Origin of the sequence: Actinomadura sp. HBU206391, assembly GCF_014323665.1 — a bacterium.
Classification (GTDB): domain Bacteria; phylum Actinomycetota; class Actinomycetes; order Streptosporangiales; family Streptosporangiaceae; genus Actinomadura_C.
Genome location: NZ_JABVEB010000060.1, coordinates 1 through 17016 on the forward strand (window position 1 = coordinate 1; position 17016 = coordinate 17016).

Below are 17016 nucleotides of genomic sequence, written 5' to 3' on the forward strand. Positions count from 1 at the left end.
ACCTGGGAGGGCGAGGCGTACGAGCCGCTCGTGGACCACTACGCGGTGTACGGCTCCGAGTCGGCGGGCTTTCCGATCGACCCGCAGACCCTGCTCGCCAAGACGGTGTACAGCACGTTCGTCCACAACGGGATGGGCGGACGGTCGCGCACGTGGCACTACCGGGTGGTGGTCGTCGACGCGGCCGGCGACCGCAGCCGCCCGAGCCCGGAGTTCTCGGGGTCCAGTACCGAGTCGGTCACCGTGCCGGGCCGCCCGCTCGCGACCGTCGGCTCGTTCGACCACAAGAGCCTGGAGCTCGCCCTCGCCCCCGCCGGCTCCGCGCAGTTCCCGGCGCGGTTCCCCGGAGGCGTCGACGTCACCGCCGGCCCGGGCGCCGAGGCGGGCTGGTCGTACATCCACCCCGGGCCGATGGACTCGTGGGCGGGACGCAGATCGCACCGCTTCACGTTCCGGTTCCGGCTGGAGGCCGTGCCGGCGGGGGCGCCGTGGCTGGCGATGTGGCTGATCGACACGCACGCGTCGAGTCCCGGCGCGGCCGTCTTCGCGCTCAACGGGACCCAGGTGCGCGAGGTGCCGCTCGAGCGGGGCGCCACGCGCGGATCGCTCGAGGGCGACGCGACGCTGCCGGGCACGGTCCTCAAGCCGTCGTACGTCGAGTTCGCGCTGCCCACAGCGGCTCTGGTCGCCGGCGAGAACGTGCTGACCATCGACAAGAACACCGGCTCCTGGCACGTGTACGACGCCATCGGGGTCTTCGAGCGCTAGTGGCCGCCCACGACGTGTCGGACCGCGGCCGGTCAAGGGCAGCTGACGATCGACAATGCCTCCCTGGCGGAGCCGAGCTTGTCGGGATTGATCACGCCGTAGATGCCGCACACGCGATCGTCTCTCGGATCGAGGTCGACGACGAGCACGGCGAAGACGGCGGAGCCGAAGACCACCGCCGCCGGTGCGGCGTTGACGTCCACGTGCCGGACGTCGAGGTCCCCGGCGTACATGCCGGACAGGGCGACGAGGAGACGCGCGACCTTCTCTCTGCCCTCGATCGGCCGCAGCGCCGCCCGCCGCTTGCCGCCGCCGTCCGTCCACAGGGCCACGTCGGGCGCGAGCACCTCCATCAGGGCGCCCAGATCCCCGCCGAGGGACGCGGCGAGGAACCGGTCCGTAGCGGCCCGGCGTACGCGGGGATCGGGTTCGTACCGCGGGCGGCGGGCCTGGACGTGCTCACGGGCGCGGTGCGCGAGCTGTCGTACGGCGGCCGGGCTCCGCCCGAGGATCTCGGCGATCTCGACGTGCTCGTACCCGAACACCTCCCGCAGGACGAACACCGCGCGCTCCAGCGGCGTCAGCGTCTCGAGCACCACCATGAGCGCCAGCGAGACCGACTCGGCGCGGCCGACCGCCTCGGCCACGTCCTCGGCGGGGTGCGGCCCCGTCTCGGGCGGCCTGGTCACCAGGGGCTCGGGCAGCCACGGGCCGACGTACACCTCCCGCCTGCCGCGTGCCCGGCGCAGGCGGCCCAGCGCCTCGTTGACGGCGATGCGGACGAGATAGGAGCGCGGGTCGGCGATCGCGGACCGCCGCGCCGACGTCCAGGACAGCCAGGTCTCCTGCAGGACGTCCTCGGTGTCCGAGACCGTGCCGAGGATGTTGTAGGCGACCGCGAAGAGCAGTTCCCGGTGCCGGGTGAAGAAATCCTCCGCCGCCGCGTCGTCCCGGCCGTCCTGCGCCGTGCCCGATTCCTCTTCCGCCGTCACCGGCCGCCTCCCCTGTCAGACGTGCGCTCCGCAACTGAGACGGCGGCCGGTGGGCGAGTGTGACATGCGCCTCGGCCGGCCATGTCACATTCGGGGCGCGCGCCGACTCTTAGGCATTCGTGGGGGTGGTCCCCAGACGGGAGGAGACCAGGATGCTCGCAAGACTCTCGGCGTTCGTCGTGCGCAGGCGCAGGCCGGTGCTCGCCGCCGTCGTACTGCTCGCGATCGTCGGCGCGCTGGCGGGGTCGACGCTGTTCGGCAAGCTGAAGGGCGGGGGTTTCGACGACCCGGGCTCGGAGTCCGCACGTGCGACGGCCGTCCTCGAGGACGTGCTCGGGCAGGGCCGGCCCGACCTGATCCTGCTGGTGCGCGCGAAGGCGGGGGTGGACGATCCGGCCGCCGCGGCGGCGGGCACCGCGCTGACCCGAAGGCTGGCGGCCGAGCGGGGAGTGACGAACGTCACGTCCTACTGGACGGCCGGCCGGCTCCCGCCGCTGCGCGGGGACGACGGGAGGAGCGCCCTGGTCCTCGCGTCGGTCGGCGGTGACTCCAGCGCCGTGGACCGGCGGGTCGAGACGCTGCTCCCACGGTACGAGGGCCCGCGCGACGGTCTGGACGTGCGGGTCGGGGGCGACGCGATGGTCCAGCGCGAGCTCAACGCGCAGACCAAGGAGGACGTCGCGATGGGCGAGATGATCGTTCTGCCGCTGACGCTGGTCGCGTTGGTGTTCGTCTTCGGCAGCGTCGTGGCCGCCCTGCTCCCGCTGGCCGTGGCACTCGTGACGATGCTGCTGGGGCTGGGCCTGATGTGGGTTCTGGCGAGCGCAACGGACTTGTCGGTGTTCGCGGCGAACGTGGTCACGTTCATCGGCCTGGGCCTGGCGATCGACTACAGCCTGCTCATCGTCAACCGATACCGCGAGGAGGTGTCGTCCGGGGACGCGCACGCCGAGGCGATCGGCGCGGCGATGCGCTCCGCCGGCCGCACCGTCGTCTTCTCGGCCGTCATGGTCGCCGTGGCGCTCTCGGCCATGGCGGCGTTCCCCATGCTGGCGCTGCGGTCGATGGCGTACGCGGGAGTGGTGACGGCGCTGCTCGCCGCGGTCGCGTCGCTGGTGGTGCTGCCCGCCCTGCTCGCCGTCTGCGGACCGCGGATCGCGAAGACCAGGCGTCCGCGGCGCAGCGCCGAGGACGGGTTCTGGCACCGGCTGGCGCTCATGGTCATGCGCCGCCCGGTGCCGATCGCGACGGCGGCGACGCTCCTCCTCCTGCTGCTGGGGGCTCCCTTCCTCGGGGTCCGGCTGGGGTACCCGGACGAGCGGACGCTGCCCGAATCGGCGACGTCCCGGCAGGTGGCCGCCACGTTGCGCGCCGACTTCGACCCGGGCGAGCAGAACGCCCTCCAGGTGGTCGCCCCGCGAGCCGGCACCGGCCAGGCGGCCGTCGGCCCCTACGCCGCCCGGCTCTCGCTGCTGCCGCACGTCACCCGGGTCGACTCGGCCGCCGGCGGCTTCGAGCGCGGCCGGCCGGTGGCGCCCATCGGACCGGAGCACCGGCGGTTCACCGCCGGCGCCGCCACGTTCCTCTCCGTGATCCCGGCCGCGGGGACCACCGAGGAGGCCGCCGATCGCCTCGTCCGCGACCTGCGCACCGAACCCGCGCCCTTCGAGGTGCTGGTCGGCGGGACGGCGGCCCAGAACCACGACTCCACGGCCGCCCTGACGGAACGCCTGCCCGTCGCCCTCGGCCTGGTCGTCACCGTGATGCTGGTCCTGCTGTTCCTGCTCACCGGCAGCGTCCTGGTGCCGTTCCTGGCGCTCCTGCTCAGCGCCCTGAGCCTCACGGCGACGTTCGGCGCGCTGGTATGGATCTTCCAGGACGGCAACCTGTCAGGCCTGCTCGGGGACTTCACCGTCACCGGCACGACCGTCGCCACGGTTCCGGTGATGCTGTTCGCTCTCGCGTTCGGTCTGGCCATGGACTACCAGGTGTTCCTGCTCTCCCGGATACGGGAGGAGTACGACCGTACGGGCTCGGCGACGACCGCGGTCGCGCTCGGTCTGGAGCGCATCGGGCGGATCGTCACGGCCGCGGCGGTGCTGATCTCGATCGTCTTCCTCGCGTTCCTCATCTCCGACGTCACGTTCATGAAGGCGTTCGGCGTGGGCCTGCCGCTGGCCGTGCTCATGGACGCCACGATCGTGCGGGGAGCGCTGCTGCCCGCGATGATGCGGCTCGGCGGGCGGGCCACGTGGTGGGCGCCCGAGCCGCTGCGCCGCGTGCACGCACGCTTCGGCCTGCGCGAGAACGTCGAGGAGGTGGCCCGCGAGCCGGTCACCGCGCCGGCCTGACGAGGACCCGAGAAGTATCCCGCACCGATCGGGCGAGTACCCACGTAGCCCGCGAGGGCGTATCTCGTGACGGGAGTACTCGGGCGATGCGACGAAGAACGGCAGTGCTCTGGGCGGTCGTACTGGCCGCCGCGGTGGCCGCCGCGGGCCCGGCAGCGGCGGCACCCGCCGAAGGCCGGTCGGCCGGCCGGCGATCCGCACCGAGGTCACGGTGCCGCCCCGGGGCACCGCCGTCACGACGCTCACCGCCGACCCGGCCAAGAGCTCCGACGGGCGGTACGGCGGCCGGCTGACCGCGACCTCGGCGGACGGGCGGCGACGCCTCACCGTCGCGGTCGGCGCCGTGCGCGAGCCCGGCCGGCACACCGTGACCGGCATCGACCGCAGAGGCGTTCCCTTCGGATAGAGCCCCGACGCGGCGTCAACCGACGGACTGCCGACGTCGTGCATCCCCGAAGGGAACCGGGTCCGGATTCGTCTCGATCCGGGTGCACGCGGACGGCGGAAACGGCGACGAGGTCGACCAGACGACGATCCGCGCGTACCGCCTATGGTGATCGCGCACGCCCTTGCCGCTCCTCAGAGGCGGCCAGGGCCGCTCTACGTCAGAATCGGGACGACTCCGGCCAAATGACGTGGCCCCCCGATGTGCCGCCACCCACGGTGTCGGTATGTTCGACAGGTGTAAACCGGCCAGAGTAGGGGACAGCGTGTCAGACATCGAGCTCAACCATGCAGGTGGACGGATCTCCCTGGAAGTGACGAGCGCGACGGACGGGCCGTCCGGGCTCAACATCGGGTCGCTGCTCAAGGAGACCGGCTACGTCACCCTCGATCCCGGCTTCGTCAACACCGCCTCCTGTACCTCCGCCATCACCTACATCGACGGTGAGGCCGGCATCCTCCGCTATCGCGGCTACCCGATCGAGGAACTCGCCGAGCGGTCGTCCTTCGTCGAGGTGGCCTACCTGCTGATCTACGGTGAGCTGCCCACGCCCGAACAGCTCACGAGCTTCGAAGGCCGGATCCGCGAGCACACCCTCCTGCACGAGGACTTCAAGGCGTTCTTCTCCGGGTTCCCCCGCGACGCGCACCCGATGGCGGTGCTGTCGTCGGCGGTGAGCGCGCTGTCCACCTTCTACCAGGACAGCCTGGACCCGTCCGACCCCGAGCAGGTCGACATCTCGAGCATCAGGCTCATCTCCAAACTGCCGACGATCGCCGCCTACGCCTACAAGACCTCCATCGGCCAGCCCCTGCTCTATCCGGACAACTCCCTCGGCTACGTCGACAACTTCCTGCGCATGACGTTCGGGCTGCCGACGGTTCCGTACGAGGCCGACCCCGAGATCGCCCGGATCCTCGACATGCTGTTCATCCTGCACGCCGACCACGAGCAGAACTGCTCGACCTCGACGGTGCGGCTCGTCGGCTCCAGCCAGGCGAACCTGTTCTCGTCGGTGTCCGCAGGGGTCAACGCCCTCTTCGGCCCGCTGCACGGCGGCGCCAACCAGGCTGTGCTGGAGATGCTGGAACGGATCCACCAGAGCGGCGACGACGTCGACGCGTTCGTACGGCGGGTCAAGGACAAGGAGCCCGGCGTGAAGCTGATGGGCTTCGGGCACCGGGTCTATCGCAACTACGACCCGCGCGCCGCCGTGGTCAAGAAGGCGACGCGCCAGGTGCTGGACCGGCTCGGCAAGTCCGACCCGCTGCTCGACCTCGCGATGCGGCTCGAAGACGTGGCGCTGAACGACGACTACTTCGTCGAGCGCAAGCTCTACCCGAACGTCGACTTCTACACCGGCGTCATCTACAAGGCGATGGGGTTCCCGACCAACGCGTTCACCGTCCTGTTCGCGCTCGGCCGTCTCCCCGGCTGGATCGCGCAGTGGCGCGAGATGATGGCCGACCCGGCGCTGAAGATCGGGCGGCCCCGCCAGGTCTACGTCGGGCCGACGGAGCGGCACTACGCGGGCGTCGACGAGCGGTGACTCGGCGCGGCCGGTGACCGGGCGAGCCCGGCCGGCGGGGTGGCCTGGACACGGGCCGATCGCCGGACGGGGCCCGGTCACCCGTCGAAGAGCACCCGGACGTCGGTGACGCCGCGGGCGGCGGCGACCCGGCCGGCCTCCTCCTCGATCGCGGCGCGGACGCGGGCCGCCGACGACCGGAACGGCGTCACCGTGATCTCCAACCTGGTCCGGCCCGCCTTCCGGGCCCGCCAGAGGCCGTCGATCTCGCCGTCCACCAGCAGCGCGCCGGGCTTCGATATCGCCTTCCAGAGCTCCGAGTGGCGGGCCTTGTCGGGCACGAGCAGCGAGCGATCGCGGGCCTGCAGGAACGGGTCGGAGGGCGGCAGCAGCCGCACCAGGCTCGGAGCGGCCGCCGAACGCAGCACGTCGACGCGGTCGGCGGGCAGCCACGCGCGCCGTCCGTCCACCCGTACCTCCGCCAGCCCGTCCGGCCACGCCGGCGCCAGTTCCCGCTGGGTGGTACCGATGTACGAGGCCACCTCAGCGAGGGTGGCCGGGCCGTGCAACCGCAGGTAGGCCTCGACGAGCGCCGCAGTGCCTGCCGCCTCACGGGGCACCTCCGGCCGGCCGGCGATCGGGGCGAGGACGGCGGGCGAGGTACCGGGCTGGACGAGCACGCCGGCCGGCAGCCCGACCTGCTGGAACAGTGCGCCGGAGACGTGCCGGGCTTTGCACGGCACGCAGTCGTAGGTGAGTGACGCCGGGATCCGGGCGGTGACCTCCGTACTGACCTCGCCCCGCGGCCGGGGCTCGCCGACGACCTCGCGCATGGCCTCGGCGGCGGCCGTGAAGGCCGCCAGCCCGAGCCGCGCGCCCTCCTTGATCCGCGTACTGGTGAACCGCGCGGTCGCGTCCGCGTCGCTCAGCGGCCACAGCGCGGTCGCCAGCCCGGGCAGGTCCGCGGTCCTGTGCAGGTGCGGCGCGCCGCGGAAGGTCCACACCAGCGAGAGCCCCTCGAGATCGCCGGCAGGCGGCGTCGCCGACCGCGCGGCCAGGGCCGGCCGCGCCGAACCCGACGGGGTGTCCTGGACGCCGAGGTCGAACACCGCCAGATCCTCCAGGTCACCGGCCTTCCGGTCCAGACCGTGCGCGGCCACGCGGTACGCCATTACCCGTTCGCGATCGACCTCGAGTACCAAATTCGTCCCCTCTAAGCGCTCTCAGAGCAGCCACCCACACCGCGGCGGCACCCCCGCCCGGCTGTGCCATGCAGGCGATGCTAGATGCCAAGGATCCCAGAGCGTCACGTGCGTCACCCCAGCCCGCAGTCGATCAAGGATACGAACACCGGGGAGCGCCCAAATCCTTGATCGACTAGAACCCACAGCCCCACAGCCCCACAGCCCCACAGCCCCACAGCCCCACAGCCACCAGATCATGCATGCTCCCGCCCACTGCTGTGATCACGCAGTAGCTCCCGAACACCACCGTGATCATGCAGTTATTCGCGGTCCTCGGGCGAGCCCCCAGCGAACGTCTGCGTGATCACCACCGAAGCGATCCCCCTCCGCCCGTGATCACGCAGTTGCTCGCAGCCGTTCGCCCGCGACAGCCCCAGCACGCGAACAACTGCATGATCACGGGAGGAGTGGACGCCGGCATTTCGCGAGGCGCTCCCCCTTCGGCCGTGATCATGCAGTTATTCGCCGCCACGTGTCTCTTGCGGCGACGAGGCCACAGTCGATCAACGATTTGAGCACCTGGGCGCGCCCGAATCCTTGATCGACTCGGATCGTGACAGCTAGAACGGCGCACGGCTGTCGACCAGTCCTGATCAGGCAGTCATCGGCGCAAGGACGCTCAGGCATTTGCCTGCGTTCGTGCCCGCGCGCCGAGAACAAGAACCGAGCAACCTTCAGTGTCGGCATATGCACCACCAAGAGCCACCCCGCGTCGTGCATACGCCGACACCGAACACGCTTCGGCCAGCCGTCGGAGCCCGGGCGGCCGATTTCGACAAGGAGCATGACGCACGGCCACAGAGCGGGAAGCCTCAAACGGCAAGCGACCTCAGAGCCAGAAACTGCATTGGTAGCGGGGCCACTGCCCGCCCGTCTGCCGGGCATAGCCTCCATGCTCCAGCGTGATCATGCGGTTTGGTCGTACGTACCCGCCCGCCGGCTGGCCGGGCACGCGAATAACTGCATGATCACGGCGGCTTTCGGGCGAGACGCCGTCGTCCCCAATCCCGAGGGGAACATGGGGTGTTCGCACTTCTCGGCCGAGCCGCCCTGCATTCTCGGCCGAGCCGCCCCGCGCCTGTGGCGGCGGGGGCGGCTCGGCTCGCGGTCATCGGACGGTGCAGGCCGTGCCGTTCAGCGTGAAGGCAGCGGGTTCGCCGTTCGAGGCGGATCGGTCGGCGATGAAGCCGAACGTCGCGGTGCCGGACGGCTGGACGGTCCCGTTGTAACCGGCGTTCTTCGCGGTCACGTCGGCGCCCGTCTGGGTGTGCGCGGCGCCCCAGGTCTGGGTGATCCGCTGGCCGTCCGGGAACCGCCAGGCGAGGTTCCAACCGTTGACCGCCGACGTACCGGTGTTCGTGATCGTCACCTCTGCCTGATAGCCGCCGCCCCACTCGCCGGTCACGGTGTACGCGACCGAGCACGCACCGCTCGCCGGCGGATCGGTGGGCGTCGGCGTGGGAGTCGGCGTCGGGGTGGGGGTCTGCGTCGGGGTGGGCGGGGTGGTGGACCCGCCGGTCCGGTCGGCGTACAACACGCCGCGGCCGTTGGTGCCGAGGTAGACCCTGCCGTACACACGTGGGTCGCCGGTTAGCGCCTCGCCCATGTTGCCGTACTGGTGGCGGTCGTCGTTGATCCGCACCCAGGTGCCTGCGGCGTCGTCAGAGCGGAAGACCCCCGTGACGCCGTCGACGGTGCCGACCGCGAAGACGGCCGGGTAGGTCTGGCCCGGCGCCGCCTTGCCGAAACCGACGTTCAGGGCCTTCGACATGGCCGCCACCTTGGTGAAGCTCGCGCCCGAGTTGGTGGAGTGGAACAGCCCGGTGTCACCGGCCAGCCAGAGGTCGCCCTCTCGGCCGGGCACCGCCTTGAAGTGCACGCCCGACGACGGCAGCCCGGTCGCGGCGGTCGCCGCGAAGCTCTGGCCGCCGTTGGTGCTGACGTAGAGCCGGCCGGCGCTGTAGGCGTAGAACTTGTTCGCGTTGACCCGGTCGGACTCGACGACCGCGTTCTGCGGAGCACCTGAAGCGTGGGTCCACGAGTTTCCGAAGCCGACCGAGTAGACCACGGGACTGTCCTTGGGAGCCCACACGAACCGGCTGCCGTTGGCCGCCGCCGCGATCGTGCCGCCCTCGTTGATCCCGCCCGGCTCGGTGCCCTGGAACCAGTTCGCCCCGCCGTCGGTGGAGAACGCCGCGTGACTGTCGTTGGGGCGGTCGGCGTCGGCGAAGTTGCCGGCCCGCACCATGACGCTGGGGTTGGTCTCGGCGTAGTCGAGGCTCGTCGTGGTCGTGAAGCCGGGCTGGGTGAACATCATCGCCGGCACGGCGTCGAGGTTGTTGTGCCTGAAGCCGCCGATGTCACCGAGACCGCTGACCAGCGGAACCCCGGACGGCGGGCTGACCAGGTCGAGCACCGCGGTCTCCTCCAGGCCTTTCGCCATCGGCCTGATGGTGAACTGGCCGCCGGAGTCCCACTGGCCGAGGTCCGTGGTGCCGTAGACGGTCGCGCCCGTGCCGTACATCATCCGGCCCGAGTTGAACGGGTCGATCTCCAGGGACTCCGTCATCCAGCCCAGTTTCGGTGAGGTCTCCGGAGGTGCGGGGTTGGTACCGAACGTCAGCCACGGCGCGGCCGAGATGTCCATCTTGTAGCGGAAACTGCGGTTCGGATAGCTCGTGAAGTCCCACACCCGGGTCCACGTGGCGCCGCTGTCGGTGCTGCGGAAGAAGATGACGTCGGGCCACCAGGAGATCTGCGTCGCCACCATGAGCGTGCCCGGCCGCTGCCGGTCGACGGTCAGGCCGCTATAGCCGAAGTAGTCGTCGGCGCTGCTCGAGGGGATCGGGCTGATCTGTGTCCACGTCCCGGTCGCGGTGGCGTAGCGCCACACGTCGCCCTTGGCCCCGTCGTACGGCCCGCCCGTGTCGCTGGTGGCGAGGTAGAGGTAGCCGTTCGTGGTGTCCAGCACGCCCTTGTGCGCGATGTAGCCGGTCGGCTGTCCGGCCACCCGCTCCCAGGAGGTTCCTCCGTTGGTGGTGCGGTAGACGGTGTTCTGCTTGTCGGCCACGCCCACGTAGATGGTCTGGGTGAGGTTGCCGGCGGTCGCGGTCCGCTTGTCGAAGGTCACCCAGACGACGCCCTGGTTGTCGCCGAGATAGGCGTCGCCCGGACTCTGTGCGTAGTTGCCGGGGTTGGGGAAGTTGGAGACCTTCGACCAGGTTGCCCCTGAATCGGTGCTGCGCCACAGACCGTTGCCGCTGGGAGCGCCGAGGTAGAGCACGCTGTTTCGGTTGGGGTCGATGGCGAGGCGCTCGCCCATGCCCCGGCCGGGCATGTTGCCCCCGAGCTTGAACGGCAGCGGGCTGGTCTGCCACGTGTCGCCCTTGTTCGTGGACCGCAGGATCGCGCCGTTGTTCGGATCCCAGCTGTTGGTGTACATCCCCGCGGCGACGTAGACGCGGTTCGGGTCGACCGCGTCGGTGGCCAGGCTCACGACGCCGTTGTAGCCCCAGTTGGCCTGGCCCACCCAGTCGAGCAACGGCGTCCAGCTCTGTGAGCCCTGGTTCCACCGGTAGGCGCCGCCGATGTCGGTGCGCGCGTAGATCAGGTCCTTCTGACCCTGGTTGAAGACGATGCCGGGTACGAAGCCGCCGCCGGCGATCTGGACGTTCTTCCACGAGTAGGTGTCGGCGGCCGCCGCCGACGCCGGCGTGGTGCCGGCGGCGTATGCCACCAGCGCCATCACCGCGGCGAGCGCCGCGGCCAGCATGGCCGCGAGCGCGCTGACGAGGTTCTTCCGCATGGACGGTTCCCTGTCTGATGGGCAACCGCCACGCACGGTCAGGGACGGGCCCGGACGACCGCCACGCCGAGGGCGTGCATGAGCGAGATGCGCGGGGTGAACTCGCGCGAGGGCTCTACTCGCGCGAGGACTTTCCGGCGGCTTTCGCGTGAACAATGCCGACTTTCACACGCTGATCGGGCAGTGTCAATAAGGCTCGATAATCGCCCGGCGGAATGGGTGTCGATTCGATTCGAATTCGACGCCGCCACATCGGCGGATCGAGCGTACAGGGCGGCCGTCCGGGATCGAACCGAGAACCTCCAGGGCCACAACCTGGTGTGCAGACCACCACACCACGGCCGCCATGACCGAGCACGCACAGTACAGAAGTACGGCCCGGCGAAACCTCAATTTCGTAGCGGGTGCAGGAATCGAACCTGCCTGCCGCGGCTTATGAGACCGCCGAACGCACCAGCGTCCCTACCCGCCATGGATAAAAGCGGAGGGTGCGAGATTCGAACTCGCGCGGGGGTGAACCCGACCACGGCTTAGCGGGCCGCTGCCTTACCGGACTCGGCCAACCCTCCAGAACCGGGTAGAAAGCCGATCAACTCAGGCGCGATGACCACGTGCGGTGACTCCGGTCGCGCATGGCGTGCCGCAGGCTTCCCTGATGGGTGTGCGTGCGTCGCATTGCCGGTGCCTCCCTCGCGGTTTCGTGGCGCGGTCTCCGCCGCGCTTGTCTCACCATGCCGGAACCGCACACGAAGCGGCAACGCCTTTTTCGGCGGCCGAACGCGGACGAAGGGCAACCTTGAGCGCTAAATGAGCGTCGAAACACACGAAGCCGATGAGGAAGGGGCCCGCCTCCGTGCCCACGCTCGTGTTGTCTCCGCGGTACACCTCCGATTCCAGGGACCTGCGCGCGGCCGCCGTCGCGGCGGGATGGAGGGTGGAGCGGCTCGGTGGCTGGCGGCCGCCGGACCGGTTGCGAGACCACGACGTGGTGCTCTACGGCGAACCGCTGTTCGTCGAGGTGATCGCGGCCGGGCTCGGCCGGGCGCTGATCGACGCGCCGTTCGACTGGCTGCTCGGCCTGCCGGAACGGCACCGCCGGCGCACGATCGAACTGACCACCATGGGCCACGCGCGGACCGTACGGGAACCGGTGTTCGTCAAGCCGGCCGACGGCCGCAAGGGCTTCGAGGGCGCCGTGTACGGGCCGGACGCCGAACTGCCCTCCACCGAGGCACAGCCCGATGACACCCCGGTGTTCACCGCCGAGCCGGTCGCCTGGGAGGTCGAGTTCCGGTGCTTCGTGCTCGACCGGCGGATCGCCGCGATGTCGCCGTACCTGCGTGAGGGCAGGTTCGCCCTCAGCGCGGACGGCACCTGGCAGGCCGACGCCGGCGACGCCGGGCAGGCCGCCGCGTACGCCGAGGAACTGCTGGCCGACAAGGACGTGTCGATGCCGCCCGCAATCGTGATCGACATCGGGCGGGTGCGCGGGCGCGGCTGGGCCGTCATCGAGGCCAACAGCGCCTGGGGAGCCGGGATCTACGGCTGCGAGCCGCGGCGCGTCCTCGACGTGCTGGCCCGGGCCTGCGTCAGCCGCGACCGCCTCCAGCCCGGGGACGCCCCATGGGTCCTCGACCCCGTCGAGGTCACAGGCGGCTAGCCGCGAGACGGGTCCGCACGACCAGATCGTTCAGGGGGCCGGCGGACGGCGGCTCCTCGGGCAGCGCGGAGGAGTCCCGCTCGTCCTCCAGCCGGAGCGTCAGCGCGACCACGTCGGCGCCCAGCCGGTCCCGGTCCGGGGCGTCGGCGGCGAGCCGCGCGTGCTCGGCCGCCCGCTTGGCCTCGATCAGCTCGGGCAGATAGGCCGGTCCGTACTCGGCGGCGAGCGCGTTCAGGTCGGCGACGACGTCACCGGTGCGCATCAGGTGGACGCCGGTCAGCAGCACCCGGAAGGTGTAGAGCAGCGGCTTGAGCTCGGCCTTGCGCTCGAAAAGGCTCCACTGGTTGCGCGCGAAGCCCAGATAGTGGTGCGCGTGCATGCGGGTGACCAGCGACGGCACCAGCGCCTTCAGCTCCTCGTGCATCGGCCCGGACTCCACGACCAGTGGTGACATGACCTGTTCCAGCACGTAACCGTTGCGGGTCAGCAGCATCTGGCCGAACTTCACCAGATCGTGTGTGACCAGGTCGATCTCCACACCGGACTGGTCGAAGGTCCAGGTGACCGTCTCCTGTCCCCGCGTGAGGCCGACTACCTCCTCGAGCGGGAGCAGGTGCACACCGCGCAGATCGATGTCGGAGTCGACGGAGGGAAAGCCGTAGAGGTGCGCGCCGCTCACCGTCATGAACGCGCGCGGGTACGGGTGCTCCGCCTCCGTGCTCGCCATGACCCCCTCGGGCAGTCTCAACCGTCCACCTCCACGTATCTGCGACGGACCGACACCAGGAACTCCTCGGCGGCGGCGCGGTCGGGCTCGGCCGGCAGCGGGCTTCGCGCCAGCGCCGCCTCCATCTCGGCGGTCAGCTCCGACCGCCATGCCATGATCTCGGCCCAGCCGACCTCGCCCCGCCGTACGGCCAGCAGCCGGTCGCGGAAGTCCGTGACGTCGACCAGCGGAGCGCCGTGCTCCACCAGGTGCCGGCCGCTGATCAGCAGCCGCAGCAGGTGCATCACGTGCTTCCACCGCGGTTCACCGCGGGTGCGCAGGTCCGCCCTGAGCCGCTGGAACTGGCTGTCGGCGTACCGCAGGAACGTGCGGTGGGCGTGCCGGGACACCAGCGAACCGCGCAGCGCGACCAGTTCCCGACCGACGTCGGTGATCTGCTCGACAAGCGGCGACCACAGGCATTCGAGCACGGTCGGATTGGCGTCCAGCGCGAGGCCGCAGAAGCGCTCCAGCTCCCAGGAGAACTGCTCCGGACCGGGCCCGTCCACGTGCGTCGGCGGCTTGTCGAAGCGCCAGAACAGCGGTGTCGGCGCGACGAACACGCCCCGCCGGTCGACGTCGCTGCCCTCGATCGCGAGCCCGTACGCCCGCGAGCCGACCACGACCGACAGGACCGTATGCTCGCGCACCAGCCGCTCCCCGAGATCGTTCACGGCACCAGCCTGGCCTAGTCGGGTCGGAGGGTGCCAGCGCGTTTCCCATCCGGCGCCCCGTGACGGCCCGTTCGGCTCCCCGTAGGCTCGGCGGAACCGAACGGAGTGATCGGCCGTCGTACGGTGCACGCGCCCGAGGGGGAACATGGAAACGGCCGTCCGCCCGGAGCCTTCCGGACAGGGCATCCACCACCAGAGCCGCCGCGATCTTGTGATCGTGATCATGCTCGTCGCGGTGCTGGCCGGCCTCTTCACGCTGTACGGGCCGCTGAACCAGGGTCCCGAGCGGTGGGTGCTGAAGACCTGGCTGGACGAGCGGATTCCCCTGGTCGAGCCGTTCGTCGTCCCTTACTTGTCGATCTTCGTGGTGGCCGCCGTGACGCTCCCGGCGTTCCTGCTCAAGTCGGCGCGGATCGCGCGGTCCGCCCTGCTCGCGGCCGTCCTGACGCTGATCGTCGCCTATCTGTTCTACGCCTTCGCGCAGACGCACGTGCCGCGGCCGAGCGTGACCGGCGACGACGTGTTCTCCGCGATGCTGCGGTTCGTGTACGGCGGCGACAACGCCTACAACTGCTTCCCGAGCCTGCACACGGCCTTCTCGGTGCTGATGGGGATCCACTGGATGTGGTTTCGGCTGCGGATCGGCCGGTACGTGGCGGCCTGGTGCGGGCTCATCGTGCTCTCCACGATCTTCGTGCATCAGCACTATGTGGCGGACGTGGCGGGCGGGGTGGTGGTGGCCGTCTCGGCCTGCCTGGCAGCGCGCCGTCTGACCGGAGGGCCGGTGCCGCTCCGGAGGAACGGCGAGCACGCCGGCCCATGACACCGGACGAGCTCGACGTCGGCATCGACGAGGCGTGCGGGGACGATCCGTTCACCGCCGGCGCGGCCCGCCGCCGGCTGGGCTGGCTGGCCGCTCGGCCGCCCGGTGCCCCCTACCGCCCGAACCCGTGGGATCCGCGGCTGTGGACGCCGCGCCGCCGGCGGCTCGCGCCGGATCAGGCCCTGCTCGACGCCATGACCGCTCGCGGCCTGCTCCGCCGCGCCGGACGGGGCCACGAGTTCGCCGACCAGGCGGTCCGCGACCGGCTCGCCGCGCTGTGGCGGCGCGGGCCCGGCGCCCTGACCATGCTGCCCGCCCGAACGCGCCTGGACTCCGGGTGGGCAGCCGGCCAGGGCCCGCCGCCGACCCACGGCAACGCGGTCGAATTCCTGGTCGACAACGAGGCGGCCTGGGGCCGCCTCGCCGACGAGATCGCCGGGGCGGAGTCGTCGGTCCGGGGGCTGCTGTTCATGCTCGACGTCCCCCACGTGCGCATGGGCTTCGCGCGCGACCCCGTCCACGGTGGTGGACCGGTCACAGGCGTACGGCTGGAGGAACGACTCCTCGCGGCGGCCGGGCGCGGCGTCGACGTCCACCTGGTGCTCAACCACGTGACCCCCGCGCTGTCCCCCGCCAACACCACGCACCCCGTGGAGCGCTTCTTCCGCACCCGCGACCCCCTGCGGCGGGTACGGCTGCGCCGCCTGAGGACACCGCAGACGCTGCCGATCCACGGCAAGGTGTACGTGATCGACGACCGGGTCGCCTACCTCGTGGGCTCGGTGTTCGCGCAGGAGTACTTCGACGGCCGGGAACACCTGATCGATGACCCGCGGCGCGGGCACCTGCGGTGGCGGAGCTCCCTCCGCGCGCCGGTGCACGACGTGAGCGTCCGGATCGAGGGGCCGGCCGTCGCCGACCTCGACCGGACCGTCCGGCTGCACTGGGACCGCTGCCGCCCCGTCGCGGGCGACGCGATGCCGCCGTTCCGGCCGCCCGCGGCCGGCGGACCGCCGGGCGCGGCCACACTGCAGGTCACCCGCACTCTGCGCGGTGCCGGCCGGTATGCCGGGCTGCCGGTGGGAGAGACCGGCATCCACGAGTCGTACCTGCGGGCCCTGGCGACGGCCCGGGACTACGTCTATCTCGAGAACCAGTACCTCACCTGTACGGAGATGGTCGACGCGCTGATCGACGCGCTCAAGAGGGCTCCGAGGCTGCGGCTGATCGCACTGATCAACATGAGGCCGGACGTCCCGCACTATGTCCGCTGGCAGCGCCGGGCCATCGAGCGGCTCCTCACCGGGCTCGGTGATGACCGGCACCGTGCCGGCCTCTTCACGCTGTGGAGTCATGAGAAGGCCGTCGGCCGCACCCGGATCCTGCGCGACCACGTGCACTCCAAGGTGGCCATCGTCGACGACGAATGGTTGACCGTCGGCTCGGCCAACCTCGACGGGCTGTCGCTGACCTGTGGCGAGCACGAGCTGTACCGGCCGCCGCTCGTCCGGCTGGCGCGGCTGTTCGGCGGCGCGGGAGGCGGCGACCCCTGGCAGGCCAGAGCCACGGAGGTCAACGTCACCTGCGCGGGAGAGGAGGCCGCCCGGCTCCGCCGGGACCTGTGGGCCGAGCACCTCGGCTACCCGAGCGCCGGCGACCCGGCCCTCGCGCGGCCCCCGGAGGGCGGCTGGCTCGAGCTGTGGCGGCGGCGGGCCGAGCTCAAGCTCGATGCTCTGCGGGGACCCGAACCCTCGGTACGGGATCCGAGAGTGCTGCCCTATCCCCACACCGGCGGCGTCCCGGCGCCCGGCGGTCACCGGCCCGCAGGATATCTGCGCGCCCTCGGCGTGGACACCGGGCGTCTCCAGGTCCACACCCGGTTCCGGTCGTTCTCGTTCCGGACCGGCGCCTGGCGCTGAGCCCCGTCCCCGGCGGGCCGCCGGTCGGCACGACCGTGCCG

At 71.1% G+C, this 17016-nt stretch carries 12 protein-coding genes and 3 tRNA genes; 7 read left to right on the top strand and 8 right to left on the bottom strand.

What is annotated here, in order from left to right; translation table 11 throughout:
- Positions 1–768: polysaccharide lyase family protein (locus HKK72_RS19080; protein ID WP_187235743.1), on the top strand; the 768-nt coding region annotated here is incomplete at its 5' end.
- Positions 769–800: 32 nt separating this feature from the next.
- Here HKK72_RS19080 and sigJ read toward each other — a convergent pair.
- Positions 801–1760, bottom strand: a complete 960-nt coding sequence (sigJ, locus tag HKK72_RS19085) for an RNA polymerase sigma factor SigJ (protein ID WP_187235744.1) — start codon at positions 1758–1760, stop codon at positions 801–803.
- Positions 1761–1912: 152 nt separating this feature from the next.
- Between sigJ and HKK72_RS19090 the strand changes: the two genes are divergently transcribed.
- The 3 genes from HKK72_RS19090 to HKK72_RS19100 all read left to right on the top strand — a co-directional run bounded on the left by HKK72_RS19090 (position 1913) and on the right by HKK72_RS19100 (position 6105).
- A complete protein-coding gene (locus HKK72_RS19090) occupies positions 1913–4111 on the top strand; it encodes an MMPL family transporter (protein WP_187235745.1) in 2199 nt (732 codons plus the stop codon).
- A gap of 211 nt (positions 4112–4322) precedes the next feature.
- Positions 4323–4517 (top strand): hypothetical protein, encoded by a 195-nt coding sequence (locus HKK72_RS19095; RefSeq protein WP_187235746.1) that lies wholly within the window; start codon positions 4323–4325, stop codon positions 4515–4517.
- Between the two features lie 265 nt (positions 4518–4782).
- Positions 4783–6105, top strand: a complete 1323-nt coding sequence (locus HKK72_RS19100; protein ID WP_222720879.1) for a citrate synthase — start codon at positions 4783–4785, stop codon at positions 6103–6105.
- Between the two features lie 77 nt (positions 6106–6182).
- On the opposite strand, the gene HKK72_RS19105 is transcribed toward HKK72_RS19100, so the two are convergent.
- The 5 genes from HKK72_RS19105 to HKK72_RS19125 form a co-directional block, all read right to left on the bottom strand.
- Entirely contained in the window at positions 6183–7256 is a 1074-nt protein-coding gene (locus HKK72_RS19105) for a DNA glycosylase AlkZ-like family protein (RefSeq protein WP_187235748.1), read from the bottom strand.
- Between the two features lie 1180 nt (positions 7257–8436).
- On the bottom strand, positions 8437–11133 hold the full coding sequence (locus HKK72_RS19110; protein ID WP_187235749.1) for a cellulose binding domain-containing protein: 2697 nt from the start codon (positions 11131–11133) through the stop codon (positions 8437–8439).
- A gap of 272 nt (positions 11134–11405) precedes the next feature.
- Positions 11406–11478: transfer RNA gene (locus HKK72_RS19115), tRNA-His, on the bottom strand.
- Between the two features lie 53 nt (positions 11479–11531).
- Positions 11532–11604 (bottom strand) — tRNA-Met (locus tag HKK72_RS19120).
- A gap of 11 nt (positions 11605–11615) precedes the next feature.
- A tRNA-Ser gene (locus HKK72_RS19125) sits at positions 11616–11702 on the bottom strand.
- Between the two features lie 284 nt (positions 11703–11986).
- Between HKK72_RS19125 and HKK72_RS19130 the strand changes: the two genes are divergently transcribed.
- Positions 11987–12793 (top strand): ATP-grasp domain-containing protein, encoded by an 807-nt coding sequence (locus HKK72_RS19130; protein ID WP_187235750.1) that lies wholly within the window; start codon positions 11987–11989, stop codon positions 12791–12793.
- Here the strand turns inward: HKK72_RS19130 and HKK72_RS19135 are convergent.
- Both HKK72_RS19135 and HKK72_RS19140 read right to left on the bottom strand, forming a co-directional pair.
- Positions 12780–13541, bottom strand: a complete 762-nt coding sequence (locus tag HKK72_RS19135; protein WP_261986970.1) for a nucleotidyltransferase domain-containing protein — start codon at positions 13539–13541, stop codon at positions 12780–12782. The genes HKK72_RS19130 and HKK72_RS19135 overlap by 14 nt on opposite strands.
- The gene (locus HKK72_RS19140; protein ID WP_315987333.1) at positions 13538–14233 is read right to left on the bottom strand and encodes a DNA polymerase beta superfamily protein; all 696 of its coding nucleotides are present in this window, start codon (positions 14231–14233) and stop codon (positions 13538–13540) included. The genes HKK72_RS19135 and HKK72_RS19140 overlap by 4 nt, the downstream gene beginning before the upstream one ends.
- A 145-nt stretch (positions 14234–14378) precedes the next feature.
- Between HKK72_RS19140 and HKK72_RS19145 the strand changes: the two genes are divergently transcribed.
- On the top strand, positions 14379–15056 hold the full coding sequence (locus HKK72_RS19145) for a phosphatase PAP2 family protein (protein ID WP_187235752.1): 678 nt from the start codon (positions 14379–14381) through the stop codon (positions 15054–15056).
- Entirely contained in the window at positions 15053–16975 is a 1923-nt protein-coding gene (locus HKK72_RS19150; protein ID WP_187235753.1) for a phospholipase D-like domain-containing protein, read from the top strand. Before HKK72_RS19145 ends, HKK72_RS19150 begins: the two co-directional genes overlap by 4 nt.
- Positions 16976–17016 lie beyond the last annotated feature (41 nt).